The organism is Streptomyces sp. NPDC008086 (assembly GCF_042957325.1).
In the GTDB taxonomy this organism is placed as follows: domain Bacteria; phylum Actinomycetota; class Actinomycetes; order Streptomycetales; family Streptomycetaceae; genus Streptomyces.
The window spans coordinates 317983-342452 of sequence record NZ_JBIBIA010000006.1 but is presented as its reverse complement, the minus strand read 5'-3'; the positions used below and the strand labels follow the sequence as shown (position 1 = coordinate 342452).

19 protein-coding genes are annotated in these 24470 nt (G+C 71.6%); 9 read left to right on the top strand and 10 right to left on the bottom strand.

Going from position 1 to position 24470, the window contains the following annotated elements:
• Both ACFZBP_RS22935 and ACFZBP_RS22930 read right to left on the bottom strand, forming a co-directional pair.
• Window positions 1-1119: an LLM class flavin-dependent oxidoreductase gene (locus tag ACFZBP_RS22935; RefSeq protein ID WP_391415624.1), complete on the bottom strand. Its 1119-nt coding sequence runs from the start codon at window positions 1117-1119 to the stop codon at window positions 1-3.
• A gap of 97 nt (window positions 1120-1216) precedes the next feature.
• Window positions 1217-1987 carry a glucose 1-dehydrogenase gene (locus ACFZBP_RS22930; protein WP_391415622.1) on the bottom strand — a complete coding sequence of 257 codons (771 nt, stop codon included), beginning with the start codon at window positions 1985-1987 and terminating at the stop codon, window positions 1217-1219.
• A gap of 179 nt (window positions 1988-2166) precedes the next feature.
• On the opposite strand from ACFZBP_RS22930, the gene ACFZBP_RS22925 reads away from it, so the two are divergent.
• Both ACFZBP_RS22925 and ACFZBP_RS22920 read left to right on the top strand, forming a co-directional pair.
• Window positions 2167-2910, top strand: coding sequence for a hypothetical protein (locus tag ACFZBP_RS22925; RefSeq protein WP_391415620.1), 744 nt, complete (start codon window positions 2167-2169; stop codon window positions 2908-2910).
• Window positions 2911-2976: 66 nt separating this feature from the next.
• Complete coding sequence (locus tag ACFZBP_RS22920; protein WP_391415618.1) at window positions 2977-3768, top strand: hypothetical protein; 792 nt, start codon at window positions 2977-2979, stop codon at window positions 3766-3768.
• Between the two features lie 7 nt (window positions 3769-3775).
• Here ACFZBP_RS22920 and ACFZBP_RS22915 read toward each other — a convergent pair whose 3' ends face one another.
• Together ACFZBP_RS22915 and ACFZBP_RS22910 are read right to left on the bottom strand one after the other, a co-directional pair.
• The gene (locus tag ACFZBP_RS22915; RefSeq protein ID WP_391415616.1) at window positions 3776-4390 is read right to left on the bottom strand and encodes a LuxR C-terminal-related transcriptional regulator; all 615 of its coding nucleotides are present in this window, start codon (window positions 4388-4390) and stop codon (window positions 3776-3778) included.
• Between the two features lie 168 nt (window positions 4391-4558).
• Complete coding sequence (locus ACFZBP_RS22910) at window positions 4559-5503, bottom strand: TIGR03619 family F420-dependent LLM class oxidoreductase (protein ID WP_391415614.1); 945 nt, start codon at window positions 5501-5503, stop codon at window positions 4559-4561.
• A gap of 279 nt (window positions 5504-5782) precedes the next feature.
• On the opposite strand from ACFZBP_RS22910, the gene ACFZBP_RS22905 reads away from it, so the two are divergent.
• Together ACFZBP_RS22905 and ACFZBP_RS22900 are read left to right on the top strand one after the other, a co-directional pair.
• Window positions 5783-8617 carry a CDP-glycerol glycerophosphotransferase family protein gene (locus ACFZBP_RS22905; RefSeq protein WP_391415612.1) on the top strand — a complete coding sequence of 945 codons (2835 nt, stop codon included), beginning with the start codon at window positions 5783-5785 and terminating at the stop codon, window positions 8615-8617.
• 11 nt (window positions 8618-8628) lie between these two features.
• On the top strand, window positions 8629-9717 hold the full coding sequence (locus ACFZBP_RS22900) for a glycosyltransferase (RefSeq protein ID WP_391416089.1): 1089 nt from the start codon (window positions 8629-8631) through the stop codon (window positions 9715-9717).
• Here ACFZBP_RS22900 and galE read toward each other — a convergent pair.
• The 3 genes from galE to ACFZBP_RS22885 all read right to left on the bottom strand — a co-directional run bounded on the left by galE (window position 9698) and on the right by ACFZBP_RS22885 (window position 13680).
• Window positions 9698-10705, bottom strand: coding sequence for a UDP-glucose 4-epimerase GalE (galE, locus tag ACFZBP_RS22895; RefSeq protein ID WP_391415610.1), 1008 nt, complete (start codon window positions 10703-10705; stop codon window positions 9698-9700). The genes ACFZBP_RS22900 and galE overlap by 20 nt on opposite strands.
• 25 nt (window positions 10706-10730) lie before the next feature.
• Window positions 10731-12323: a glycosyltransferase gene (locus ACFZBP_RS22890; RefSeq protein WP_391415608.1), complete on the bottom strand. Its 1593-nt coding sequence runs from the start codon at window positions 12321-12323 to the stop codon at window positions 10731-10733.
• A gap of 118 nt (window positions 12324-12441) precedes the next feature.
• Entirely contained in the window at window positions 12442-13680 is a 1239-nt protein-coding gene (locus tag ACFZBP_RS22885) for an amidohydrolase family protein (RefSeq protein ID WP_391415606.1), read from the bottom strand.
• Between the two features lie 267 nt (window positions 13681-13947).
• On the opposite strand from ACFZBP_RS22885, the gene ACFZBP_RS22880 reads away from it, so the two are divergent.
• Window positions 13948-16920 (top strand): BTAD domain-containing putative transcriptional regulator, encoded by a 2973-nt coding sequence (locus tag ACFZBP_RS22880; protein WP_391415604.1) that lies wholly within the window; start codon window positions 13948-13950, stop codon window positions 16918-16920.
• A gap of 216 nt (window positions 16921-17136) precedes the next feature.
• Window positions 17137-17325: a hypothetical protein gene (locus ACFZBP_RS22875; protein ID WP_383447567.1), complete on the top strand. Its 189-nt coding sequence runs from the start codon at window positions 17137-17139 to the stop codon at window positions 17323-17325.
• A 61-nt stretch (window positions 17326-17386) separates the two neighbouring features.
• Here the strand turns inward: ACFZBP_RS22875 and ACFZBP_RS22870 are convergent, their stop codons facing one another.
• On the bottom strand, window positions 17387-18934 hold the full coding sequence (locus tag ACFZBP_RS22870) for a FadD3 family acyl-CoA ligase (RefSeq protein WP_391415602.1): 1548 nt from the start codon (window positions 18932-18934) through the stop codon (window positions 17387-17389).
• A gap of 102 nt (window positions 18935-19036) precedes the next feature.
• Here ACFZBP_RS22870 and ACFZBP_RS22865 point away from each other — a divergent pair, with 102 nt between their 5' ends.
• From ACFZBP_RS22865 to ACFZBP_RS22855, 3 genes are read left to right on the top strand one after another with little or no spacing between them, the layout of a single operon-like run.
• Window positions 19037-20185, top strand: a complete 1149-nt coding sequence (locus ACFZBP_RS22865) for a lipid-transfer protein (protein ID WP_391415600.1) — start codon at window positions 19037-19039, stop codon at window positions 20183-20185.
• Window positions 20186-20192: 7 nt separating this feature from the next.
• Window positions 20193-20609, top strand: coding sequence for an OB-fold domain-containing protein (locus tag ACFZBP_RS22860; protein ID WP_391415598.1), 417 nt, complete (start codon window positions 20193-20195; stop codon window positions 20607-20609).
• On the top strand, window positions 20606-21376 hold the full coding sequence (locus tag ACFZBP_RS22855; protein ID WP_391415596.1) for an enoyl-CoA hydratase-related protein: 771 nt from the start codon (window positions 20606-20608) through the stop codon (window positions 21374-21376). Before ACFZBP_RS22860 ends, ACFZBP_RS22855 begins: the two co-directional genes overlap by 4 nt.
• Before the next feature lies 1 nt (window position 21377).
• Here the strand turns inward: ACFZBP_RS22855 and ACFZBP_RS22850 are convergent, their stop codons facing one another.
• Together ACFZBP_RS22850 and ACFZBP_RS22845 are read right to left on the bottom strand one after the other, a co-directional pair.
• A complete protein-coding gene (locus tag ACFZBP_RS22850; protein WP_383447552.1) occupies window positions 21378-21863 on the bottom strand; it encodes a hypothetical protein in 486 nt (161 codons plus the stop codon).
• A 225-nt stretch (window positions 21864-22088) separates the two neighbouring features.
• Entirely contained in the window at window positions 22089-24464 is a 2376-nt protein-coding gene (locus ACFZBP_RS22845) for a PQQ-binding-like beta-propeller repeat protein (RefSeq protein ID WP_383447549.1), read from the bottom strand.
• Window positions 24465-24470: the final 6 nt, after the last annotated feature.

The following is a 24470-nucleotide window of genomic DNA, read 5'->3' as shown; positions in this document are numbered from 1 at the left end:
TCAGGCACTCCTCCGGAACCGCGTGGTCCGATGCACCGGATCCGTGTCGATCTTCGGAATCACGTGCTCCCCGATCAACCGAATCGTCCGCAACGTCTCCTCCTTCGGCACCCCCACAGGCAGCCCGAACGACAACTGATCCGCCCCGGCCTGCTCCCACCGCTTGCACTGCGTGAGCACCTCGTCCGGATCCCCGCAGATCAACAGCTCCTCCTCGATGAGAAGCTCCACGAACTCCGCCGTGTACTCCGGCAGCGTCTCCGGCCACACCGGGAACCCCTCGGGCCGAGGAAACGTGTCGTGGTACCGGAACACCAACGACGGCAGATAGTGCAGGCCACCCCGCACCGCCACCTCGATCGCCTCGGCATGCGTAGGCGCACAGATCGCCGTGGTCGTCACCATCACGTTGTCGTTGACGAAGTCCCCGATCGGCTCCGCGTTCACGACCGCCGTCTTGTACTGCTCCAGCACCCACTCCATGTCGGCGACCTTCTGCACGCTGAACCCGAGCACCCCGAGCCCCTTCTTCGCGGCCATCGCGTACGACGGCGGCGACCCGGCGGCATACCACATCGCGGGGTGCGACTTCCCGTACGGCTTGGGCAGCACCTTGCGCGGCGGCAGCGACCAGTGCTTGCCCTGGAAGCCGACGTACTCGTCCTGGAGCCACATCTTGGGGAACTCGGCGATGGTCTCTTCCCAGATCTCCTTGGTGTAGTTCATATCGGTCACGCCCGGCATGAACCCGAGGATCTCGTGCGAGCCGGCCCCACGCCCGGAGCCGAACTCGAAGCGGTTCCCGGTGAGATGGTCGAGCATGGCGACCTTCTCGGCGACCTTGACCGGGTGGTTGACCTGGGCGAGCGGGTTGAAGATGCCGGAGCCCAGATGGATCCGTTCCGTCGCGTGCGCGAGATAGCCCAGGTAGACGTCGTTGGCGGAGAGGTGCGAGTACTCCTCCAGGAAGTGGTGCTCGGACGCCCAGGCGTACTTGAAGCCCGACTTGTCCGCCTGGATGACGTACTCGGTCTCCTCCATCAGCGCCTTGTGCTCGGCGAGCGGGTCGGTCTCGGCGCGCTTGCCCACGTATCCCTGTACAAAGAGCCCGAATTCCAAGGAGGTTCACCGTCCCCGGTCACGAAGATTTCTGACGTACCGTCAGTTTCGACGACTGTGGCACCACCGGCAGGGCGGGTCAATAGCTGACGACCAGTCAGATGACGCTGACCCCCGCCAGCCACCCCCCGTCGATCACGAACGGCTGCCCCGTGATGTACGACGAGTCCTCCGAGGTCAGGAACAGGGCGAGCCGGGCCACCTCCTGCGGCCTTCCGATCCGGCCGAGCGGCACGAGCTTGCGGTAGAGCCCGTCGAGCGCCCGCGACGTCTCCTCGGCGTCCGCCTCCGGGTCCAGCAGCGACGGGTTGGACATCGCGGTGTCGATGGCGCCGGGACACATGGCGTTGACCCGGATGCCGCGGGGCGCCAGCTCCAGGGCGGCGACCCGGGTGAGGCCGAGGATGGCGTGCTTGGTGGCGGAGTACGTCCCGACGGCCGCCATGCCGGTCACCGCGGTGTACGAGGCGGTGTTGACGATCGTGCCGCCGTCCGCCATCTCCGGTGCGGCGGTCTTGATGCCGAGGAAGCAGCCGACCTGGTTGACCCGGACGACCTGCATGAACTCGTCGAGGGGTGTGTCGACGAGGGAGTTGAAGCGCAGGATGCCGGCGTTGTTGACCAACCCGTCGAGGTGGCCGTAGGTGCTCCGCGCCGCGGCGACGGCGGCCTGCCAGTCGGCCTCCCGGCCCACGTCGAGATGGACGTAGAGTGCACCTATCTCCTCGGCGAGGGCTTTGCCCTGGTCGTCGAGCACATCGGCGACGACGACGCCCGCCCCCTCCGCGGCGAACAGCCGGGCCTCCTGCTCCCCCTGTCCGCGCGCCGCCCCCGTGACGATGACGACCCGTCCGTCGAGCTTGCCCATTACGGCCCCCTTCGAGAGGTGGAACGGTGGACCCCGCATCGTGAACTCCGCATCGTAGCGCCATACCTGACGAAGCGTCAGATGCAAGCCCTGAGGGTTGCTGAGGCGAATCTCACGTGACTCACAAGTAGGGATGTTTGACCCTGTCGGCGCCGGTCAAGGGAATCCAAAATCTGCGCATGGCCAAGAGGAGACTGAAGAACAGGAAGATCAGGATCGTGGCGGTCGGATCGGCCGTCGTGACCGGCGGGGCCCTGGCCGCCGTACTCCTGCCGTCGGCGAACGCCGCCGAGGAGAAGACGCCCGACCAGATCATGGATCTGTGCAAGCGGGCCAAGGTACTCAACGGGAAAGAACAGGACATCTTCGATTTCGGCGGGCACCCGATCGCCGGGCCGAGTTTCGGGTCCGACAACTGCGATTTCGTGGAGACCAAGTTCGAGACATTCGACGGGCCAACCGAGAAGGCCTCCATCGACTTCCCGAACTGTGAACCGAACGCGACCGAGCCTGCGAAGGTGTCGATCACCTGGTCGGCCACTGCGGCCCAGGGCCAGGGCAAGTACACGGTCACCCAGCAAGGCGGCGGAGGAGGGATCTTCGGCGCCCTGAGCGGATCCTGGCTCAAGCACAAGGGCACCCTCGACATGACCATCAAGTCGGCGACGGCCGGGGACACGGAACAGCGGGAAGTGCCGGTCGGCAAGGTGCTGCACATGGAGTTCACGCCGAAGATGCAGCGCATGACCGGCGAATGGCGGGTACGCATCGACGCCGACCCGGGCGGCTTCGCCACGAACCCCACCCCCGAGCAGAACTTCGCGGCGCCGGAGGTCGTCGAGGGCCCCGTCATCCTGCCGGGCGCGGCGGGTGCTCCCGGTGTCGCGGACGGCACCTCCAAGGCCGTCCTGAGCGACTGCTGACCCTGCTCTCCCACCCCCACCCCGTCGCTCACCCCCTCACCCCTCACCCCTCACAGGAGAACCTCCATGACACGCCCCGGCCGCAGAAGTCACCGGAGCAAGAAGAAGCGCATCACCCTCGCCCTGGCCCCCGTGGCGGCGATCGCGGTGGCCGCGGCACTGATGAACTCGGCGGGTGCCGCCACCGCCTCCGAGGTGACCGCCGACTGCTCGTCGGACTCCGACAGGCTGGAGAACTGCCAGTTCGTCGACGTCCAGTTCAAGCGGAACAACCTCGGACCCAACCAGCGGGTCTCCGCGGTGACCGACAACTGCGGATCGTCCGGCACCGCCTCCAAGACGTTCGACGTGAGCGCCTCCGTCACGCGGATCATCCAGCTGGAGGACGGATTCGTCGCGAACGCCGACACGAAGCTCGCCAATTCCGTCTTCGAGATCGGCGTGAAGTTCAGCACCTCGGAAATCAACATCACGCGTGACGACAAGACGACCACCCTTGCCTTCAGCCGGACGGACACCGTGCAGGCGGACAGCATCGGATTCTTCATGTGGTCCGCCAAGCGCACCGACGTGAGCGGATTCCTGCGGGCCACGTACAAGGAAGCACAGGACGGGCAGAAGGTGTTCTTCTCGCCGAGCGAAGGCTCCACAGCCGTCCATGTCTTCTACCCGCAGCTCCTGAAGAACGGCGCTCCCGACGGCCGCCTCTGGCTGCGCAATGTGAAATGCGGAACTCCCGAGGCGTCGGGGTTGCAGAATTCCACCCGCGCCCTGAGGTCGGAACCCGGATTCGGTGAGGGCGGCGACAACATCACCGACGTCGAAATCCCCCTCTCGGAGATCCAGTCCACCCCGTAACTGGTTCTCAGACGCGAAGCACGGGCGCGGCTCCCAGCCACCTCAGGACCGCGTCCGTGCTTCCGCGCGCGTCGAGCTTGGCGTAGATGTTGCTGAGGTTGTTGCGGACCGTCTTCTCGCTCAGCCGTAATCGCAGCCCGATCTCCTGCGCGCCCAGGCCGGTCGACAGCAGCTCCATGATCTGCCGCTCCCGCGGCGAGAGCAGCTCCCGCAGCCGCTCCAGCGCCTCCCCGCCGGTGGGCAGCCGCCGGGCCCCCTCCCGTAGGGCCGCGCAGGCCGCCGGCGAGAGGTAGGTGTGCCCGACGGTCGCGCCCACTACGGCCGAGGAGAGCATGCAGGTGCAGTAGTCGCCCTCGACCAGATAGCCCGCCCCGCCCCGGAACACCTCGACGATGGCCTCGGTGTCCCGGCAGGGGCTGATCACGATCGCGGGGATGTCGGCGGCGGGCAGCTCCCGTACGGCCGCTGCGGGGTCGTCGAGGTAGAGGATCACGACGTCCGCCGCCCCGCCCAGGGGCACCACCTGCCCGACGTACGGGTCGTCCGGCGCCGGCCAGTCGGGGTGCGGCCAGATGTCCTCGGGACAGGCGAGGGCGACGGTGAGTTTCCGGGAAGTGCGCACGTCGTTGTGTCCTTCCGCCGAAGCGTACGGGCGTACGTCTACGTCAGTACGTCCATACATACGGCGGCGGGCATGAGCATGTTCAAGCTTTCAAGAAGATCGGGAGGCGCCGCGGCACGGAGGATGACGGCGGTCGGCGGGAGGGGTGGTGGGGGCACGCGTACGTGGCTACGTCAGCAGCGGCGCGACCGTCTCCCCGAACGCCTCGACCTGGTCCGTGAGTTCAGCCCGGCTCCGGCTCCTGAACCGCACCTGGACCTGGTCCACCCCCATCGCACGGTAGGCCCGCAGCGACTCGGCGATCGCGTCCGGCGGCCCGCCGACCGTCCTGCGGCCGACGTCCCAGGCGGGCACCCCGACATACAGCGGCTCAGCGATGGCCCCGACGGTGAACGGGCCATCGTTGCCGGACTCCTCCCTCAGCCGCCGTATCCGCGCGATCTGCTCGGGCAACCGCTCCCGCGGATCCCCCTGCGGCAGCCACCCGTCCCCCTTGAGCGCGGCCCTGCGCACGGCGGCCGGGGAGGAGCCGCCGACCCAGACGGGGACGTGTTCCTGGGCGGGGCGTGGCAGCTGGCCGAGGCCCTCGAAGTCGTAGAGCTTGCCGTGGTGTTCGGGGAACTCGTCGGGGCCGAGGGCGGCGCGCAGGGCGTCGATGGACTCGTCGAGGACGGGTCCGCGCCGCCCGAAGTCGACCCCGAGGGCCTCGAACTCCTCGCGCACATGGCCCGCCCCGACCCCGAGGATCAGCCGGCCGCCGCTGAGGTGGTCGAGGGTGGCGTACTGCTTGGCCGTGACGAGGGGGTGGCGCAGGCCGACGACGGCGACGTGGCTGAGCAGCCGGACGTGTTCGGTCGCGGCCGCGAGGTAGGCGAGGGTGGCGACGGGGTCGTACCAGACCGTGCTCATCGCGGGGGCGAGGCGGCGCGGGATGGCGACGTGGTCGCAGCTCGCGAGGTACGCGAAGCCCGCGCGGTCGGCGGCCCGGGCTACGGCGAGCAGGTCGTCGGGGCCGGCGGCGGCCTCCCAGGGTTCGGCGTAGATCGTGCTCTGGGACTGGACGGGAAGCTGGATGCCGTAGGCGAGACGTCCTTGCGGCGGCAGAGCTGGCATGGTGCCCCCTCTGGTGGCGGTGTCCGGCAGGTGGACCGGCGCGGACCACGTGGTCGCGCGCCTCGGCCGCCATGGTCTTAGCTGACGACTCGTCAGACAAGGGGTCCGGGCCGCCGAGGCAACCGGCACGCCGCCCGCGGCATCTACCCAAGTGGCCCTCAAGCGCATCATCGCTTCCAGAGGGCAGAAGCAGTGATGAATGGGGTGAATGTGGACGGGGATCAGCGGTCCGCGATATCCGGTGTCGGCAGGGCGGACGTAGCCGTACCGGACCTTGCCATGTCCGTCGTCGTGATCGTCTACAACGACGAGGCCAGGCTGGCCACGGCCGTGCGCTCGGTGCTGGGGCAGACCCTGCGGGGCGTCGAGGTCGTGATCGTCGACGACCACAGCACGGACGGCTCGTACGAGGTGGCCCGCCGCCTCGCCGCCGAGCACCCCGACCGCGTGCGGGCGTACCGGCTCCCCGAGAACAGCGGCGGCTGCGGCGCGCCCCGCAACCACGGCATCCTGAAGGCCCGCGGCGACTACGTCCTCTTCCTCGACAGCGACGACGTCCTGGAGCGCAACGCCTGCCGCAACTTCCTGGAGGCGGCCGAGACCACCGGCGCCGACCTCGTCTCCGGCATGTGTGTGCGCGTCCACGTCGACTCGCGCCACCGCAAGGAGGTCAAGTGGTACCCGTGGCTGTACGCCCGCACCCGCACCCTGGACTCGATAGCCGAGCTGCCTGACCTGCTGGTCTTCGACACCCTGTCGACCAACAAGTGCTACCGGCGGCAGTTCCTGCTCGACAGCGGCCTGGACTTCCCCGTCGGCATCCACTACGAGGACCTGCTCTTCTCCGCCCGGGCGTACACCGCGGCCCACCGCATCACGCTCATACCGAACCGGGTCTACGACTGGAACGTGGTCGAGAAGGCCGACGCCAAGTCGATCAGCAACCGCCGCGCCGAGATCGCCAACTTCGCGCACCGCATGGAGATGCACCGCCGGGTCGACCGGCTGCTCGCCGACCAGGGCCTGACCGAGCTGAGGTTCCGCAAGGACGTCAAGTTCCTCAAGCACGACCTGGTGCTGCACCTGCGCGACCTGCCGTCGCGGGACGCCTCCTACCGGCAGGAGTTCGCCGCCCTCGCCCTGCCCTACCTGGCGTCGATCGACCCGGCCGCGTACGACGAGGTCGAGCCGATCCACGCGGTCTGCGCCTATCTGCTGCGGATGAGCGACTGGGACAACCTGCTGCCCGCCGTGGACACGCTCACCAACCGCGACAAGGTCTCCGCCCCGCTCGCCGAGCGCGACGGCCGGGTCTACTGGTGCGCCGAGCACATCGACGAGGACCCCTTGGCCCGCCGGGTCCTGGACGTCACCGAGCTCGGCTATCACGCCCGGCCGGTCGGGAAGCTGTTCCTGCGCAACGAGCTGACCGAGTACCGGCAGGGTGAGGGCCGCGGCGGTGTCGTCCGGCTCGCGGGCCGCATCACCAACCCGCTCGGCGTCATCCCGCCCGCCGCCCGGCTGCGTGCCGAGCTGGAGTTCTACGCCCGCCGGCAGGGCGTGCGCTTCCAGACCTTCCGCTTCCCGGTGCCGACGCCGCGGCACGAGGGGGCGTACGTGTCCTGGGAGGCGTCGGCCGACCTGTCGAAGGGGCTGCGTCCGCTCGGTGTCGTGGACGCCGTCTGGGACGTGCGCCTCCACCTCGACGTGGACGGAGAGCGCACGACGACCCGGCTCACCGCCGCCGGCCCCGGCCTGGTCACCGGCCAGGTGCCGGTGCGCCCCCGCCTCACCCGGCTGATCGCCGACCGGATCGAGCCGCAGGTCTCCGCCCGCGGCCACCTCGCCTTCCGTCTCGTCCCCGACAAGAAGGCCAACGTCCTCGTCACCCGCGGCCTGCAGGGCACCCCGGGGCGCCTCGCGAAGGCCGGCTACCGCAAGGCGAAGACCCTGCGCAAGAAGGCGACCTCCGGCGACACCAAGCTCCGCCTCTACCACGACGTCTTCCTGCGGATGCCGGTGCACAGGCGCCTGGTGGTCTTCGAGAGCCATCTGGGCCGGCAGTACAGCGACAGTCCCCGGGCGATCTACGAGGAGATGCGCCGGCAGGGGATCGACTTCGAGGCCGTGTGGTCGTACACGGGCAAGCCGCAGGGCTTCCCCTCCGACGCCACGCTGGTGCGCCGCTGGTCGCTGCCGTACCTGCGGGCGCTGGCCCGCGCCGAGTTCTGGATCGACAACCAGAGCTACCCGCTGAAGCTGACCAAGCGGCCCGGGACGACGTACATCCAGACCTGGCACGGCTCCGCGCTGAAGCGGATGGGCTTCGACGAACCCGGCTGGAAGCTGAAGGCCCGCGCCGAGCAGGCGGAGCAGCAGCGCAGCCTGGACCGTTTCGACCACTTCCTGGTCCGCTCCGAGCACGACGTGCGCACCCTCGCCAAGGCCTTCCGGCTGCGCGAGAAGGCACTGCTGCGGGTGGGCTACCCGCGCAACGACGCGCTCGCGCAGGCCAGAGAGACGGCCGAACGCCCGCCGCTGGCCGCCGAGTTGGGGATCCCGGCCGACAAGAAGGTGCTGCTGTACGCGCCCACCTTCCGGCAGCAGGGCGGGCGCCGTTTCGCGCTGCCCTTCGACGTGGAGCGGTTCGCGGAGGACTTCGGCGACGAGTACGTCCTCCTGGTCCGCGCGCACTACCTCAACCACGTCGTCCTCCCACCGTCCGTGAGGGGCCGGGTCATCGACGTGTCGGACCACCACGACGTGACGCCCCTCCTCGCGCTGGCCGACGCCCTGATGACGGACTACTCGTCGGTGATGTTCGACTACGCGCTGCTGGACCGCCCGATGGTCTTCTTCCCGTACGACTACGAGGAGTACGTGCACGAGGGCCGCGGCACCTACTTCGACCTGCTGGAACGGGCCCCGGGTCCGGTCGTCCGCACGGAGGAGGAGCTGCGGTCCCTGCTGGCCGCCTCGTCGCTGGAGGAGCAGACGCTCAAGTACGCGGCGGCGCGGGAGCGGTTCGTGGCCGACTTCGGCGAGTACGACAAGGGCACCGCCGCGCGGCGCGTCGTCGAGGAGTTCTTCACCGACTGGAGGAAGGCACAGTGACCGTAGGCACCATGGGGCGGGACGTCTTCCTGGTCTCCAACAGCGTGGACGAGATAGGCGGCGTGACCAGCTGGTCCCATCAGATGGCCCGGCTCTTCACCGAGCGCGGCCACCGCGTCCACGTCATCGGCGTCACGACCCCCAAGGACCCGCACGACCTCGGCGAACTCCCGTACCCCACGACCCGGTTGTACGACGGGCAGCCGCCCGCCCCCGGCCGGGCGCGGGACGCGAGCATGCGGGCGAAGGCCGCCGTGCTGACGGGCCTCTTCCGGGCCGCGCGGCCCGGCGGGGTCGTCATCGTGACCCAGGTGTGGGCGATGGAGTGGGTGAAGCTCGCCGACACCACCGGTCTGACCGTCGTCGGGATGAGCCACGAGTCCTTCGAGACCTCGAAGCGGTCCTCGCGCTTCCAGCGGGTCCTCAGGCACTACCGGGACGTCGACCGCATGCTCGTCCTCACCCGTGAGGACGCCGACCTGTGGATCGGCGCGGGCCTCGACAACGCCTCGTTCCTGCCGAACGCCGTGCCGTGGCTGCCGGAGGTGCCCTCGCCGCGTACCGAGAAGGCCGTGATCAGCATCGGCCGGCTCAGTGACGAGAAGGGCGTCGACATGCTCCTCGACACCTGGGCGGAGGTGGCGCCCCGCCACCCCGGCTGGGTGCTGAAGATCTACGGCTCCGGCGAGGACGAGGAGATCCTTCGGAAGCACTGCGCCGCCCTGGGGCTCGACGACTCGGTGCGGTGGATGGGCCGCACGAGCGATGTGCCGGGGGCGCTGCGGGGCGGCTCGGTGTTCGCGCTGTCCTCCCGGGGCGAGGGCTTCCCGCTCGCCCTCATGGAGGCCATGGCCATGGGTGTCCCCTGCGCCGCCTTCGACTGCGCACCCGGCGTCCACGAGATCATCCAGGACGGCGCGGACGGTCTCCTCGCCCGGCCCGGCAACACCGGCGAACTCGCCCGCAGGCTGGACCTGTTGATGTCCGACGCGGCGCTGCGCGACCGGATGGGCGACGCGGCGCGGGAGAACATCCGCAGGTACGGGGCGGACGAGATCGCGGGGCGGTGGGAGGCGCTGTTCAGCTTCCTGGAGCGGTAACGGCTGGAGCTGGGGCGGCGGCGGCAGGAGCGGCGGCCGTCCAGCCCGCCCATGCCGACGCGATCATGTCCGCGACGCCGTACCGGGCCTTCCAGCCCAGCTCGGTGGCGGCGCGGTCGGCGGCGGCGACGACGCGGGCCGGGTCGCCGGGGCGGCGGTCGGTGACCACCGGGGCGGTGTCGTGGCCGGTGACCTCGTTGATGCGGTCGATCAGCTCGCGCACCGAGACCCCTTCCCCGCGCCCGATGTTGAGGGTGAGGTCCGTGCCCGGTGCCTCGCGCAGCCGCCGCGCGGTCGCCACATGGGCCTCCGCCAGGTCGACGACGTGGATGTAGTCGCGCACGCACGTCCCGTCGGGGGTCGGGTAGTCGGCGCCGAAGATCCGCGGCGGGGCACCCTCGGTGAGCCTCTCGAAGACCATGGGGACGACGTTGAAGACACCGGTGTCGGCGAGTTCGGGGGTGGCCGCGCCCGCCACGTTGAAGTACCGCAGAGAGGCCGTGGCGAGGCCCGCCGCCCGGCCCGTGGCCCGGACCAGCCACTCGCCGGCGAGCTTGGTCTCGCCGTACGGGCTCATGGGTGCGCAGGGCGTGTCCTCGGTGACGAGGTGCACGTCCGGCATGCCGTACACGGCGGCGGAGGACGAGAAGACGAAGGACGCGACGCCGGCCGTGGTGACCGCGGAGAGCAGGGTGCGCAGGCCCTCGACGTTCTCCCGGTAGTAGTGCAGCGGCAGTTCGACGGACTCGCCGACCTGCTTCTTGGCCGCGAGGTGGACGACTCCCTCGATGCCGTGGTCCCGGATCACCCGCGTCAGGCGCGGCTCGTCGAGGGTGGACCCCACCTCCAACGGCACGTGCTCGGGAACCCGTGCGGAGAACCCGGTGGACAGGTCGTCGTAGACGACCACCCGTTCGCCCGCGTCGAGCATCGCGCGCACCACATGCGCCCCGATGTAGCCGGCTCCACCGGTGATCAGCCAGGTCATGTACAGCCTTTCGTGGGATCGGGTATCAGCGGAAGAAGCGCTTGAGGCGACGCCGTACGACGTCCGCCACTCCGCTCAGGCCGGGCGCGAGGCGTACCGCGAGCGCCCCCGAGTGGGTGGCGTACGGCTGCACCAGCAGCACGGCGTAGCGCGCGCTGGGCAGGGCGCGCCGGCCGAGCAGTCCGGCGCCGGTGATCGCGCGGGCGGTGGTCTCCCGGTGGGTGCCGTCCTTGAAGCGCAGTCGGAGCCGGAGGTCCCAGGTGCCGCCGCCCAGCGTCGCCAGGTCGACCGGGAACTCGGCCGACCAGGTCTCGGCGTCCGGGTCGGCCGCGAGGAACGCCCGCTCGTTGAACGCCGGCCGGCCGGTGTCCCGCTCCACGAACTCCGCCTCCACGCTCTCCGGCCCGGCGGCCGCCATCCGCCCGTACATCTCGTGCAGCCGCAGCCGCAGCACCGTGCCCCACACGCGTGGCCGCAGTTCGGCGTCGACGGCGGCGGGCAGCCGGTGCGCGGGGCGCAGGAGGAGGTGGTCCAGCTCGGCCTGGGGCAGGTCGGCGGACCAGACCGGGCAGCCGTCCTCGGCCTGCGCGTACGGCGGGGTCAGCCGTGCCGGGCGGGCCGCGACCTCCCGCAGCCGGTCCAGGTCGCGTGGCTCCTCGGCGGCGAGGACCACCCGGGCGACGATCCGGCCGGGCGTGGGCGCCGCCGTGAGGTCGCCCTCGTCGAAGGAGGCCAGGTACGCGCGCGTGAGGGTCCACCACTCGCGCCGGTAGTCGGCGCCGCGCAGGTGCAGCTCACGCGCGTACATCCGCAGCGAGTGGTCGAGGAAGCGGGCCCGCGTCGCCCGCGCCAGCTGCTTCTCCCCGGCGGCCAGCAGGATGTCGTAGGACATCCGGTCGGCCTCGATCCGGGCCCGCCAGTTGGCGATGTTCGCGCGGTCGAGGGAGATGGACAGCCGGGCCGCGGACCGGCGCACGTGCCAGAGGTACACCGGTTCCGGGACCAGCGCGATGCTCGGTCCGGCGGCCAGCAGGCGGGCGGTGAAGACGAAGTCCTCGTAGGGGAAGCGGCCTTCGGGGAAGGCGATGCGGTGGGTGCGCAGGAAGTCGGTGCGGTAGAGCTTGTTGACGCTGAGCGTGTCGCGCACCAGACGCGCCCGCCGGGCGGGGTGGGCGACCAGCGTGCGCGCGGTGTAGAGCTCGGGCTGCCAGGGCGTCTCGCGCCCGGACGGCAGTTCCTTGCGCAGGCACAGCCCGGCGGCGACCGGCGCGTCGTGCCGCACGGCCGCCTCCAGCAGCGCGTCGACGGCGCCCGGCGGCAGGACGTCGTCGCTGTCCAGGAACATCACATAGGGCGAGGTCGCCGCGTTCAGTCCGTCGTTGCGCGGGGTGCCGCAGCCGCCGCTGTTGACCGGGCGCCGGATCACCTTCAGGCGCGGTTCCCCGGCGGCCAGGTCTTCCAGCAGCGGCACGCTGCCGTCCGACGAGCAGTCGTCGACCGCGATCACCTCCCGGACGGCCGGCCCCTGCGCGAGCGCCGAACGCACCGCGTCCGCCACATGGGCGGCGTCGTCGTACCCGATGACGACGACGGTGACCTGCGCGTGCTGGAGAGCCATGGTTGCCCCGACCGAAGAGTGCTATGTACGGAATGGTCATGTACGAGGTGCTTCGAACCTCGGTGGGGAAGATGGCGTGCACGCGCTCGGGGTTCCGTTCAGGGCCGGTTGTTTACGATCAACGGCGTCCTCCCGGGGCCCACAGCCCGTCCGGCGTGAGCCCCAGCAGGTCGATGGCGTTGCCGCGCACGATCCGCTCCACGACGTCCGGGTCCAGGTGGCCCATCTGCGCCTCGCCGACCTCGCGGGACTTCGGCCAGGTGGAGTCGGAGTGGGGGTAGTCGGTCTCGTAGAGGACGTTCCCGAGGCCGATCGCGTCCAGGTTCCTGAGCCCGAAGGCGTCGTCGAAGAAGCAGCCGTAGACGTGGTCGGCGAAGAGCTCGGACGGCGGGCGGTGCACCTTGTCGGCGACCCCGCCCCAGCCCCGGTTCTCCTCCCACACCACGTCGGCGCGCTCCAGGATGTACGGGATCCAGCCGATCTGGCCCTCGGCGTACATCACCTTGAGGTTGGGGAAGCGTTCGAACTTGCCGCTCATCAGCCAGTCGACCATCGAGAAGCAGCAGTTGGCGAAGGTGATGGTGGAGCCGACGGCGGGCGGGGCGTCGGCGGAGGTGGAGGGCATCCGGCTGGAGGAGCCGATGTGCATGGCGACGACCGTGCCGGTCTCGTCGCAGGCGGCGAGGAACGGGTCCCAGGCGTCGGTGTGGACGGACGGGAGCCCGAGGTGCGGGGGTATCTCGGAGAAGGCGACGGCGCGCACGCCCCGGGCGGCGTTGCGGCGGACCTCGGCGGCGGCGAGTTCGGCGTCCCAGAGGGGGATGAGGGTGAGCGGGATGAGCCGCCCCCGCGCCGCGGGCCCGCACCACTCCTCGACCATCCAGTCGTTGTAGGCCTGGACGCACTTGAGGCCCAGCTCGTGGTCGGCGGCCTCGGTGAAGGTCTGACCGCAGAAGCGGGGGAAGGTCGGGAAGCAGAGGGCGGACTGGACGTGGTTGACGTCCATGTCGGCGAGGCGGGCGGGGACGTCGTACGAGCCCGGGCGCATCTGCTCGTAGGTGATGACCTCCAGCTTGATCTCGTCCCTGCTGTAGCCGACGGCCGTGTCGAGGCGGGTGATCGGCCGGTGCAGGTCCTCGTACACCCACCAGTCGCCGACGGGACCGTCGTCGCCGGACCGGCCCATGACGGGCTTGAAGCGGCCGCCGAGGAAGGTCATTTCCTTCAGGGGCGCGCGGACGATGCGCGGTCCGGTGTCGAGGTACTTCTTCGGAAGCCGGTCCTGCCAGACGGTGGGCGGCTCGACCGTGTGGTCGTCGACGGAGATGATCAGCGGAAACGCGGTCTCGGTGTCCATGTCCGTCACGGTAGCGCCGATCTGACGACCCGTCAGCTACGCGGGAGTGGCCACGCGGTGCGAAGGCCACGTGAGGACCCTGTGATATCCCGCGTGCCTGCCTGTGATCAGCCCCTCCACAGCTGACGCATCGAACGGAACAAGGCAGACTGGCGGGGATGTAAACGGGTCCGGACCCTGCCGTTTGGATCAACTCGGCCGCGAGGACCGGTTTCTCTCGGCCGACCCGAGCGGGGTCTGGTGCGGGCAGCTGCCTAGGGGAGACGGATGGACGGGGTACCGCGAGTGCCGGAGCAGAGGGGGCACGGCTTCTCGGCGGCAGCAGCGGCGGCGGAGCCGACGGCGGCGCTGCGCTTCGGCGTGCTCGGTCCGGTACGCGCGTGGCGGGGCGAGGAACAGCTCCCCACCGGCTCCCCCCAGCAGCGCGCCCTGCTCGCGGCCCTGCTGCTGCGCGAGGGCCGTACGGCGACCGCGGCGGAGCTGATCGACGCCCTGTGGGGCGAGGATCCGCCCTCGCAGGCGCTGGCGGCGGTCCGGACGTACGCCTCGCGGCTGCGGAAGGTGCTGGACCCCGGGGTCCTGGTGAGCGAGTCGGGCGGTTACGCCGTACGCGGTCTGGACGACGGCGCGCTGGACCTGGCCGTCGCCCAGGAGCTCGCGGCGGAGGCCGAGAAGGCGAAGAGCGCCGGGGACCTGTGCCATGCGTGCGAGGTGCTCGGCAAGGCGCTGTCGCTGTGGGCCGGCGAGGTGCTGGCGGGCGTCCCGGGGCCGTACGCGGAGGCCCAGCGGGTCCGGCTGGAGGAGTGGCGGCTCCAACTGCAGGAGTCGCGCCTCGACATGGACCTGGAGCTGGGCTGCCACGCGGAGGCGGTCTCGGAGCTGACGGCGCTCACCGCGGCGCACCCCCTGCGGGAGCGGCTGCGGGAGCTGCTGATGCTCGCGCTGTACCGCAGCGGCCGGCAGGCGGAGGCGCTCGCGGTGTACGCGGACACGCGGCGCCTGCTGGCCGACGAGCTGGGCGTCGACCCGCGCCCGGGCCTGAAGGAGCTCCAGCAGCGGATCCTCCAGGCCGACCCCGGCCTCGCGCAGCCGTCGGCCCCGGTCGCCGAACCGGCGGTGGTACCGGTACGGCCCGCGCAGCTCCCGGCGACCGTGCCCGACTTCACGGGCCGTTCCGCCTTCGTCTCCGAGCTCAGTGGCGTCCTCGCCACGGCCGAGGGCCGGGTGATGGCGGTGTCCGCGCTGGCCGGCATCGGCGGCGTCGGCAAGACGACCCTCGCCGTGCACGTCGCGCACCAGGCGCGCGCGGCCTTCCCCGACGGACAGCTCTACGTCGACCTCCAGGGCGCGGGCCCGCGGGCGGCGGAGCCGGAGACGGTGCTGGGCTCGTTCCTGCGCGCCCTCGGCACGGCCGACTCGGCGATCCCGGACTCGCTGGAGGAGCGGGCGGCGCTGTACCGCTCGGTGCTGGACGGCCGCCGGGTCCTGGTGCTGCTCGACAACGCCAAGGACGCCGCCCAGGTACGTCCGCTGCTGCCGGGCATGGAGGGCTGCGCGGCGCTGGTGACGTCCCGGGTGCGGATGGTGGACCTCGCGGGCGCGCATCTGGTCGACCTGGACGTGATGTCCCCGGACGAGGCGCTGTCGCTGTTCACGAGGATCGTGGGCGAGGAGCGGGTGGCGTCCGAGCGGGAGGCCGCGCTGGACGTGGTCGCGGCCTGCGGTTTCCTGCCGCTGGCGATCCGTATCGCGGCGTCCCGGCTGGCGGCGCGCCGCACCTGGACCGTGTCCGTCCTCGCCGCCAAGCTGGGCGACGAGCGGCGCCGGCTCGACGAGCTGCAGGCCGGCGACCTGGCGGTCAAGGCGACCTTCGAGCTCGGCTACGGCGCCCTGGAGCCCGCGCAGGCCCGGGCGTTCCGGCTGCTGGGCCTGGCCGACGGCCCGGACATCTCGCTGGCCGCCGCTGCCGCCGTACTGGATCTGCCGCCGGAGGACACGGAGGACCTGCTGGAGTCCCTCGTCGACACCTCGCTGCTGGAGTCGGCGGCGCCGGGACGCTACCGGTACCACGATCTGGTCCGGCTCTACGCGCGTGCGTGCGCGGAGCGCGACGAGCAGCCGCCCGGCGAGCAGGCGCCGGCGATGTCGCGGCTGCTGGACTTCTACCTGGCCACCGCCACCGCCGTGTACGCGATCGAGCGGCCCGGGGACCGGCTGGTGGACCACCTGGCGGACACCACCCATCCGGGGCTGACGTTCGCGGACCGCAAGGGCGCGCGGGACTGGCTGTACACCGAGGCGAACTGCCTGCTTTCCTTCGCCCGCCAGTGCGCCGAGCGCCCGGGGGCCCTGCGGCGCGCCGTCGACCTGCTGTGGGCCGCCGTCGACCTCTCGGAGTCGGGCGCCAACTCCAAGGAGTACGAGGCCACCGCGCGCACCCTGAGGGAGGCCGCCCGCGAGGCCGGCGTGGAGCGGGTCGAGGCCCGTGCGCTGATGACCCTGTCCCACGCGCACCTGGACAGCGGCCGGTTCGACATGGCCGACGAGGAGGCCGAGCGGGTCATCGGCCTGGCCCACCGGGCCGACGACCTGCTGCCGGTGTCCTGGGCGCACAACGCGCGCGGGGTCATCGCCCTGTACCAGGGGCGCAACGTGGACGGCGAGGAGCACCTCTCCCGGGCCATCGGGCACTTCAGGACGCTGGCCGACCGCCCGGGCGAGGCCAGCGCGCTGTGCAACCTCTCCCGCATCCGCCTGGCGACCGGCCGCACCCAGAGCGCCGTGTCCCTCGCCCAGGAGGGCATGGAGATCTACGACGCCATGGGCAACTCCATGCGCGGCGCGAACGGCCGCTACGCGCTGGGCATGGCGCTCACCCAGAGCGGACAGCTCGCCCCCGCGGCCGACCGGCTCCTGGAGGCCCTGGAGGTCTTCCGCGACAGCCGGCAGCGGCTGTGGGAGGGCATGACCCTGTTCCGGCTGGCCGAGGTCGACATCGCCGCACGGCGGTACGCCCAGGCCGCGGCGAACGCCGAGATGGCCCTGACCGTGCTGCGCGGCATCGGCGGGGAGTGGCGGCGCGGCAACGTCCTGACCGTGCTCGGCCGCGCCCTGGCCGCCGTGGGCCACACGGGGCGCGCCCGGGTGTGCTGGGAGGAAGCGGTGTGCATCTACGAGGAGTTGGGCTCACCGGAGGCCGCCGCCGTGCGGGAGCTGCTGGCTCCCGTCCAGGCCGCCTGAGCGGGGGCCCTCGCGGCGTTCATCGTTCGTTTATCGCCGCCCTACATCCTCTAGACAGTCGATCCGTCGCGTCGGGGGGCAGACGGGTCGGGGAAGAGGGCCGAACGCCCGCGGTTAAGGCGAGCGGCCCAACGGCCCGTCCGGGCACCCTCGGGGGAGTGACCGGACGGGCCCTGCCAACCGACTGACCGACCAGACCAGTGGAGAGCAGCGATCATGAGTGACGAGCAGACCGTCAAGGTGGATGACATCCACGCCACTTCGGAGCCCGTCGAGGCCGCCGCCGCCGATACGAAGGCGGCGGACGGGGGCGCCACCACCCAGGGGGACATCCACGCCACCGGTGAGCCGCTGGAGACGAAGGACATCCACGCCACGTCGGAGCCCTTCAAGCCGGCGAAGTAAGCCTCAGCACACGGGGAACGGCCGCGGCGGCGCGGAGGGGAGCCGCCGCGGCCGGTGCGTTTCAGGCGCGCAGCTCCCCCTTGACCACCTTCCCGCTCGCGTTGCGCGGCAGTTCCCCCACGAACTCCACCACCCGCGGCACCTTGTAGTTCGCCATCTCCCGGCGCGCCCAGGCGATCAGGTCGTCGCCGGTGAGCACCGCACCCGGCCGCCGCACCACGTACGCCTTGCCGACCTCGCCCAGCCGCGCGTCGGGAACGCCGATCACCGCGACGTCCGCGACACCGGGATGCAGGCCGAGCAGTTGCTCGATCTCCGCCGGGTAGGCGTTGAAGCCGCCGACGATGAACATGTCCTTGATGCGGTCGGTGATCCGGAGATTGCCCGCCCGGTCCAGCACTCCCACGTCGCCGGTCCGCAGCCACCCGTCCCGCGTCAGCACCTCCGCCGTGCCCGCCGCGTCCTCGTAGTAGCCGCGCATCACGTTGAAGCCGCGGACCAGGACCTCGCCGGGCTCGCCGGGCGGGGCCTCGACGCGGATTTCCGTGCCCGGTATCGCCCGGCCGGAGGTCGACGCGATCACCGACGGGTCGTCGCCGCGCCGGCACATGGTCACGATGCCGCTGGCCTCCGAGAGCCCGTACGCGGTCAGGACCGTCTCCACGCCCAGTTCCCCGCGCAGCCGTTCCACCAGCCTGAGCGGCACCACCGCGGCGCCGGTCACCACCAGCCGCAGCGCGGACAGGTCGTGGGAGTCACGGGCGGGGTGGTCCAGCAGGGACTGGTGCAGGGTCGGCGGGCCCGGCAGCACCGACACCCGTTCGGCCGCGATGTTCGCCAGGGCCGTACCGACGTTGAAGACAGGCTGCGGGATCATCGTCGCGCCCCGCATCAGACAGGCGATCACGCCGGCCTTGTAGCCGAAGGTGTGGAAGAAGGGGTTCACGATGAGGTAGCGGTCGCCCTGCCGCAGTCCGGCCAGGTCGCTCCACACCTCGTAGGCACGGAGCGTCTGCGCGTGCGTGATCACCGCGCCCTTGGGGCGGCCCGTCGTGCCGGACGTGTAGACGATGTCCGACGGCCAGGAGCCCTCCACCGCCTCGGCGCGCGCCCGTACCTCCGCCTCGCCCACCCCGTCCCCGCTCGCCAGGAAGTCCTTCCAGGTGCGGTAGTCCGCGGGGGCGTCGTCCGACAGCACGACGACCTGCTCCAGCTCCGGCAGCCCCGGCCCCTGGGCGACCGCCCTGCGCAGCGACGCCACGTACGAGGTGCCCAGGAAGGTGCCGGTCACGAAGAGCAGCCGGGCCCCGCTGCGGCGCAGCACGTCCGCGGCCTCCGTGCCCTTGAAGCGGGTGTTCAGCGGCACCAGCACGGCCCCCGCCGACACCGCGCCGAGCGCCGCGACGATCCAGTCGAGGGTGTTCGGGGCCCAGATGGCGACGCGGTCGCCGGGCGCGATGCCATTCGCGACGCAGGCCGCCGCCGAGCGTTCGACGCGGGCGCCGAGTTCGCCGTAGGAGATCCGGGTCCGGCCCTCCACCACGGCCTCGGTGCCGGCGTACCGCTCGGCGGCCCGGCGGACCAGCTCCGGGATGCTCTGCCATTCCACGATCGGCCTCCCCGAACCCAGGACGCATGAGCTGACTACCCGTCAGATTAGCTGTAGCCTGACGCCCTGTCAGCAGCCCGTCCGCGACGCGGAGGTGTGCACGTGACCGGACTCAAGGACGCGACCGCCATAGTCGGCATAGGCCAGACACCGTTCGCCAGACACCTCCCCGAGGACGAGAAGACCCTCGCCTGCCGTGCCGTGCTCGCCGCCCTGGACGACGCCGGGATAGCCCCGGGCGAGGTCGACGCCCTCGCCAGCTACACCATGGAGGAGACGGACGAGGTCGAGCTGGCCAAGGCGGTCGGCTTCGGCGACCTGACCTTCTTCAGCAAGGTCGGCTACGGCGGCGGCGGTTCCTGCGCCACGGTCGCGCACCTGGCCGCCGCCATCACCACCGGCCAGGCCACGGTCGGCGTCGCCTGGCGCTCCCGCAAGCGCGGCAGCGGGCCCCGGCCCTGGCGCAACACCGCCGCCCAGCTCCCCACCCCCGCCCAGTGGACCCGCCCGTACGGCCTGCTGCGCCCCGTCGACGAGATCGCGATGCTCGCCCGCCGCTACATGCACGAGTACGGCGCGACCCGCGACCATCTCTTCAACGTCGCCCTCGCCTGCCGCAACCGGGCCAACCAGAACCCCGCGGCGGTGATGTACGAACGCCCTCTGACCCGCGAGATGTACATGACCTCCCGCTGGATCAGCGAGCCCCTCTGCCTCTTCGACAACTGCCTGGAGACCGACGGCGCCCTGGCCTGCGTCGTCGTCAGCCGCGAACGGGCCCGCGACTGCCGCCACACCCCTGTCTACGTCCACGCCGCCGCCCAGGGCCTGCCCGCCCAGCACCACGGCATGGTCAACTACTGGAACGACGACCCGCTCACCGGCCCCGCCTGGACCGCCGCCCGGCACCTGTGGAAGCACGCCGACCTCACTCCACAGGATGTGGACGTCGCCCAGATCTACGACGCTTTCACCGCCCTCATACCGCTGTCGCTGGAGGGATACGGCTTCTGCGGGCGGGGCGAAGGAGGCGCCTTCACCGAGCAGGGTGCCCTGGAGATCGGCGGGCGACTGCCCCTCAACACCGGGGGCGGCGGGCTCAGCGAGGCCTACGTGCACGGCTTCAACCTCGTCAACGAGGGCGTCAAGCAGCTCCGCGGCACCAGTACCGCCCAGGTCCCCGGCGCCGCCACCTGTCTCGTCACCGCCGGTGAAGGCGTCCCCACCTCCGCGCTGCTCCTGAGGAGTTGACCGAAGAATGCTCTCCCCCGTCACCGACCCCGACGGCGCCCCCTTCTGGCAGTACGCCGCCCAGGGCGAACTCCGCGTCCAGACCTGCGCCGGCTGCGCGGAACCCCGCTTCCCACCCCGCCCCTGCTGCCCGCACTGCCAGTCCTTCGCGAGCGAATGGCGGCAGGTCGCCGGACACGGCCGCATCTGGTCCTACGTGGTCCCCCACCCGCCCCTGCTCCCCGACTACGCCGAGCAGGCCCCCTACAACGTCGTCGTCGTCGAACTCTCCGACGCCCCCCGCATCCGCCTGGTCGGCAACCTCGTCACCGCCCCCGACGCCCCCCTCGACTCCTTCCCGGCCGACCGGATCCGCATCGGCGCGAAGGTCCAGGCCGTCTTCAGCGGCACCGGGCTGCCTCGATGGGTCCTGGAGCGCCCATGAGCCTCGGCCTCACGACCGACAAGGACTCGGGCGTCGCCGTGGTCACCCTCGACCGGCCCGAGCGGCACAACGCCATCGACCTGGCCACGCGGGACGAACTGGTCGCCGCATGGCGGGAGTTACGGTTCGACGACACCGTACGGGCCGTCGTGCTGACCGGCGCCGGGGAGCGGGCCTTCTGCACCGGGCTGGACCGGGAGGCCGTCGTCCCGCAGCCCAACTCGCCGTACATGACGGACGATCTGCTGCTGCGGGTCGGGCCGAAGTCCAACGACCTGTGGAAGCCGGTCGTCGCCGCCGTGCGGGGCATGGCCTGCGGTGGGGCCTTCTACCTGCTCGGGGAGGCGGACTTCGTCGTCGCCGACCCGACCGCCACCTTCTTCGACCCGCACACCACCTACGGGATGGTCAGCGCGTACGAGTCGATGCTGATGGCGCTGCGGATGCCGCACGGGGAGGCCGCGCGCATGGCGCTCATGGGGAGCGCGGAGCGGATGTCGGCGCGACGGGCGTACGAGGTCGGGCTCGTCTCCGAACTCACCGAACCCGGGCGGGCGTTGGCGTCGGCCGTGGACTGCGCGGGCGTCATCGCCGGGTATCCGGCGGAGGGTGTGCAGGGGACCGTGCGGGCGCTGTGGGCGGCCAGGGAGGCCGCCCTCGACCGGGCGTTCGCGCAGGCGCCGCACCTGATCGCGCTCGGGAACCTGCCGAGCGAGCGGCAGACGGAGCTGTTCCGGGCGCGGCGCCGCGACCACCGGCTCCGCTGAGCTACACCGCCGTACGGGTCACGTCACGCAGTTCGCAAGTCACGCCGGTCGTGCTCTCGTTGGCGTTCGGGACGTACGAGGCCGCCACGTCCAGCGTCTCCGTGGTGTCGGCCGAGACGTACGGAATGGTCGACGTGCTGGTGCGCAGGTCCGCGCCGCTCGAATCCTTGAAGGTGACGCCGAACTCGTAGGTATAGGTCGTGATGCTGCTGGAGTTGGTGGCCTCGACCTGGGCGACGACACCCCGGGTCGCGTCGTACACGCAGCTCCGGATCCGCACGTCCTGAGTGGCCTCGGCGGACGCGGTGGCGCTGCTGCCGCCGGAGACGCCGCCCGAGGACCCGTAGTCGTCGTCATCGTCGTCGTAGTGCGTGCCGCCCGTACTGCTCGACGAGCTGCTGGAGCTGGACGAGCTGTCGTCGCAACCGCCACCGTGGGAGCGCTTGGCCCCCGTCAGCGCGATCATCACCCCGGCTACAACGGCCACAGCGCGGACATGGCGAAGCTTCATTTCGTGCGACCCCCGAACGGCCTTTCAGCCCCGTTGACTTGATCGTGAGCACGTCACGTTAGCAGCGTCAAGTGCAGGCCCCGTGAAGAGACGGGGGTAGCGCCCCGCAGGGTCGCACCCCCAGGGGCGCGGGGAACTGCGCGACCAGCCACAACGGAGCCGCACCCGAACACGAACCTCATCCGGCACCACCCACCCGCACTACCCAGCGGAGCGCGCCGTCCCCGTGCCCTTCTCCGCGTCCAGCGCGTACACGCACCGGTCCTTGCTGCACGCGTACACGACCCCGTCCCGCACCACCGGCGACCCGGTGATCTCCCCGCCCGTGGCGAGCTTCCAGCGCAGGCGGCCGTCGTCGGCCTTCAAGGTGTAGAGGAGGTGGTCGGTGGAGCCGAAGTGGATCCGGCCCTCCGCCACCGCGGGGGCGCCCACGATGTCGCCGCCCGCCTGGAAGCGCCACTTCGGCGTCCCGGTGACCGCGTCCAGCGTGTACAGGCCCTTGCCGCTGCCAACGTGGACATGACCGGCAGCCACCAGCACCGGCTCGATGGAGGAACGCGACTCCGTGGCGATGCGCCAGCGGTCGCGCCCGTCGGTGGCGTCCAGGGCGTAGACCGTGCCGAGGTAGTCGGCGAGGTACACGCCGCCGCCGGTCACGGCGGGGCCCGGCACGAAGGTCGGCGGGCACAGGAAGACCGCCGGGGCCTCGAAGTGCCAGCGGACCAGGCCGCTCACCACGTCCAGCGCGAGCACCCGCGTCCCGGCCGAGACGTACACATAGCCGTCGTGCGCCTGCGCCACCCGCACCGGCACCCCGCCGCAGGAGGCGGCGTCGCCGATCGGGTACGACCAGCGCTCGTCGCCCGTCCGGGCGTCCAGGGCCTTCAGCCGGGCGTCCTGCCAGACGTACACCGTGCCGTCGTACAGCGCCGGCCCGGCCTCCGGGGACTCGAAGTCGGACTGCGCCCCGGTGAGCTCCCACAGCTTCTGCCCGTTCGAGGCCTCCCAGGCCTGCACGCCGCCGCCGCGCGTGCCGGTCACGACCGTGCCCCGCTCGGCCTTGAGGGAGTACACCCAGGCGTCCGTCTGCAGCCGCCACAGGTCCGCGCCCTCGCGGCAGTCCAGGGCGAACAGGGTGGGGCCGTCGGAGGCGTGGATACGGCCGTCGGCGACCGCCATCGACCAGGCGACGTCCCGTGTCTTGAAGCGGCGGCGGCCGGTGGCCACGTCGAGGGCGTGCACCTCGAAGGAGGTGACGTAGACGAGGTCGTCGGCGACGGAAGGGGTGCCCCAGACGTCGTTCGACATGCGAAAACGCCAGGGCCGCCAGCCGGCCGCGGGCTCCGGGGGCGTGGGCGGCAACGCGGGTACGGCGGGGCCCACGGCGGGGTCGGTGCCGTTGACGCCGGGGCGGGGCTTGGACCAGGAGGCGACGAGGCCCGCCTCGGGCGGGGGTGCCTGCATCGCGGCGGCGCGGGCGTCGGCGACGCGGGGGCCGGGGCCGATGGGGACGGCGGCGCCGGCCAGCCGGACCGGGCCGGTGTCGGGGGCGCCGACCGGGACGGGCGAGGGCTGCGGGCCGGGGACGACCGGGTCGTGCGGGGGCGGGGGCGGCACGGGCGCGGGGGCGACGCGGCCGCCGCCGCTGCGGCCGGAGGACGGCGCGGGCTTCACCGCGGGGCGGCCGCCTCTGCGGGACTCGATCAGGCCGACCGCCCGCTCGGGCAGCCACGCCGACGCCGTACCGCTGTCGTCCGAGCCGGAGCCGAAGAGGTGGGGCGCCAGCTGGGCCTGGAGGTCGGCCGGGTTGGGGCGGGCCGTGGCCTCCATCTGCATACAGGACTCGATGAGCGGACGCAGCTCGTCCGGGAGGCCTTCGAGGTCCGGGCCCTCGCGGAGCAGCATGAAGACGGTCTCGACCGGGTTGGCGCCGTGGAACGGGGGGTGTCCGGTGGCGGCGAACACCAGCATCGAGCCGAGCGAGAAGACGTCGCTGGCGCCGGTCACACTGCGGGAGTCCTTCGCCTGCTCCGGCGACATGTAGGCGGGCGTACCGACCGCGACATTGGTCATCGTCAAACGGGTGTTCGATACGCCGGACGCGATACCGAAGTCGATGACGCGGGGACCGTCCTCGACGACGAGCACGTTGGACGGCTTGAGGTCGCGGTGGACGAGACCGGCGCCGTGGATGGACTGCAGGGCCTCGGCCACGCCTGCCGCGAGCCAGCGCACCGCCTGGGCCGGGAGCGGCCCGCACTCGTTCACTATTTCCTCGAGGGAGGGCGCGGGGACGTACGCGGTGGCCAGCCACGGCACGGCGGCGCGCGGGTCGGCGTCGACGACCGCGGCCGTGTAGAAGCCGGAGACCGCCCGGGCCGCCTCCACCTCACGGGTGAAGCGGACGCGGAACAGCTGGTCCTCGGCGAGCTCCGTACGCACGGTCTTGATCGCCACGCGCCGGCCCGAAGCCGAGCGCGCGAGATAGACCAGCCCCATGCCGCCGGCACCCAGCCGTCCGAGCACCTCGAACGGCCCGATCCTGCGCGGATCGTGCTGCGTCAGCTGATCCACCACTCTGCC

Coding starts and splice junctions, on each gene's coding strand:
- ACFZBP_RS22930 (WP_391415622.1), bottom strand. CDS start 1,987: ATGGGCAAGCTCGACGGACGGGTCGTCATCGTCACGGGGGCGGCGCGC.
- ACFZBP_RS22925 (WP_391415620.1), top strand. CDS start 2,167: ATGGCCAAGAGGAGACTGAAGAACAGGAAGATCAGGATCGTGGCGGTC.
- ACFZBP_RS22920 (WP_391415618.1), top strand. CDS start 2,977: ATGACACGCCCCGGCCGCAGAAGTCACCGGAGCAAGAAGAAGCGCATC.
- ACFZBP_RS22910 (WP_391415614.1), bottom strand. CDS start 5,503: ATGCCAGCTCTGCCGCCGCAAGGACGTCTCGCCTACGGCATCCAGCTT.
- ACFZBP_RS22905 (WP_391415612.1), top strand. CDS start 5,783: ATGTCCGTCGTCGTGATCGTCTACAACGACGAGGCCAGGCTGGCCACG.
- ACFZBP_RS22900 (WP_391416089.1), top strand. CDS start 8,629: ATGGGGCGGGACGTCTTCCTGGTCTCCAACAGCGTGGACGAGATAGGC.
- galE (WP_391415610.1), bottom strand. CDS start 10,705: ATGACCTGGCTGATCACCGGTGGAGCCGGCTACATCGGGGCGCATGTG.
- ACFZBP_RS22890 (WP_391415608.1), bottom strand. CDS start 12,323: ATGGCTCTCCAGCACGCGCAGGTCACCGTCGTCGTCATCGGGTACGAC.
- ACFZBP_RS22885 (WP_391415606.1), bottom strand. CDS start 13,680: ATGGACACCGAGACCGCGTTTCCGCTGATCATCTCCGTCGACGACCAC.
- ACFZBP_RS22880 (WP_391415604.1), top strand. CDS start 13,948: ATGGACGGGGTACCGCGAGTGCCGGAGCAGAGGGGGCACGGCTTCTCG.
- ACFZBP_RS22875 (WP_383447567.1), top strand. CDS start 17,137: ATGAGTGACGAGCAGACCGTCAAGGTGGATGACATCCACGCCACTTCG.
- ACFZBP_RS22860 (WP_391415598.1), top strand. CDS start 20,193: ATGCTCTCCCCCGTCACCGACCCCGACGGCGCCCCCTTCTGGCAGTAC.
- ACFZBP_RS22855 (WP_391415596.1), top strand. CDS start 20,606: ATGAGCCTCGGCCTCACGACCGACAAGGACTCGGGCGTCGCCGTGGTC.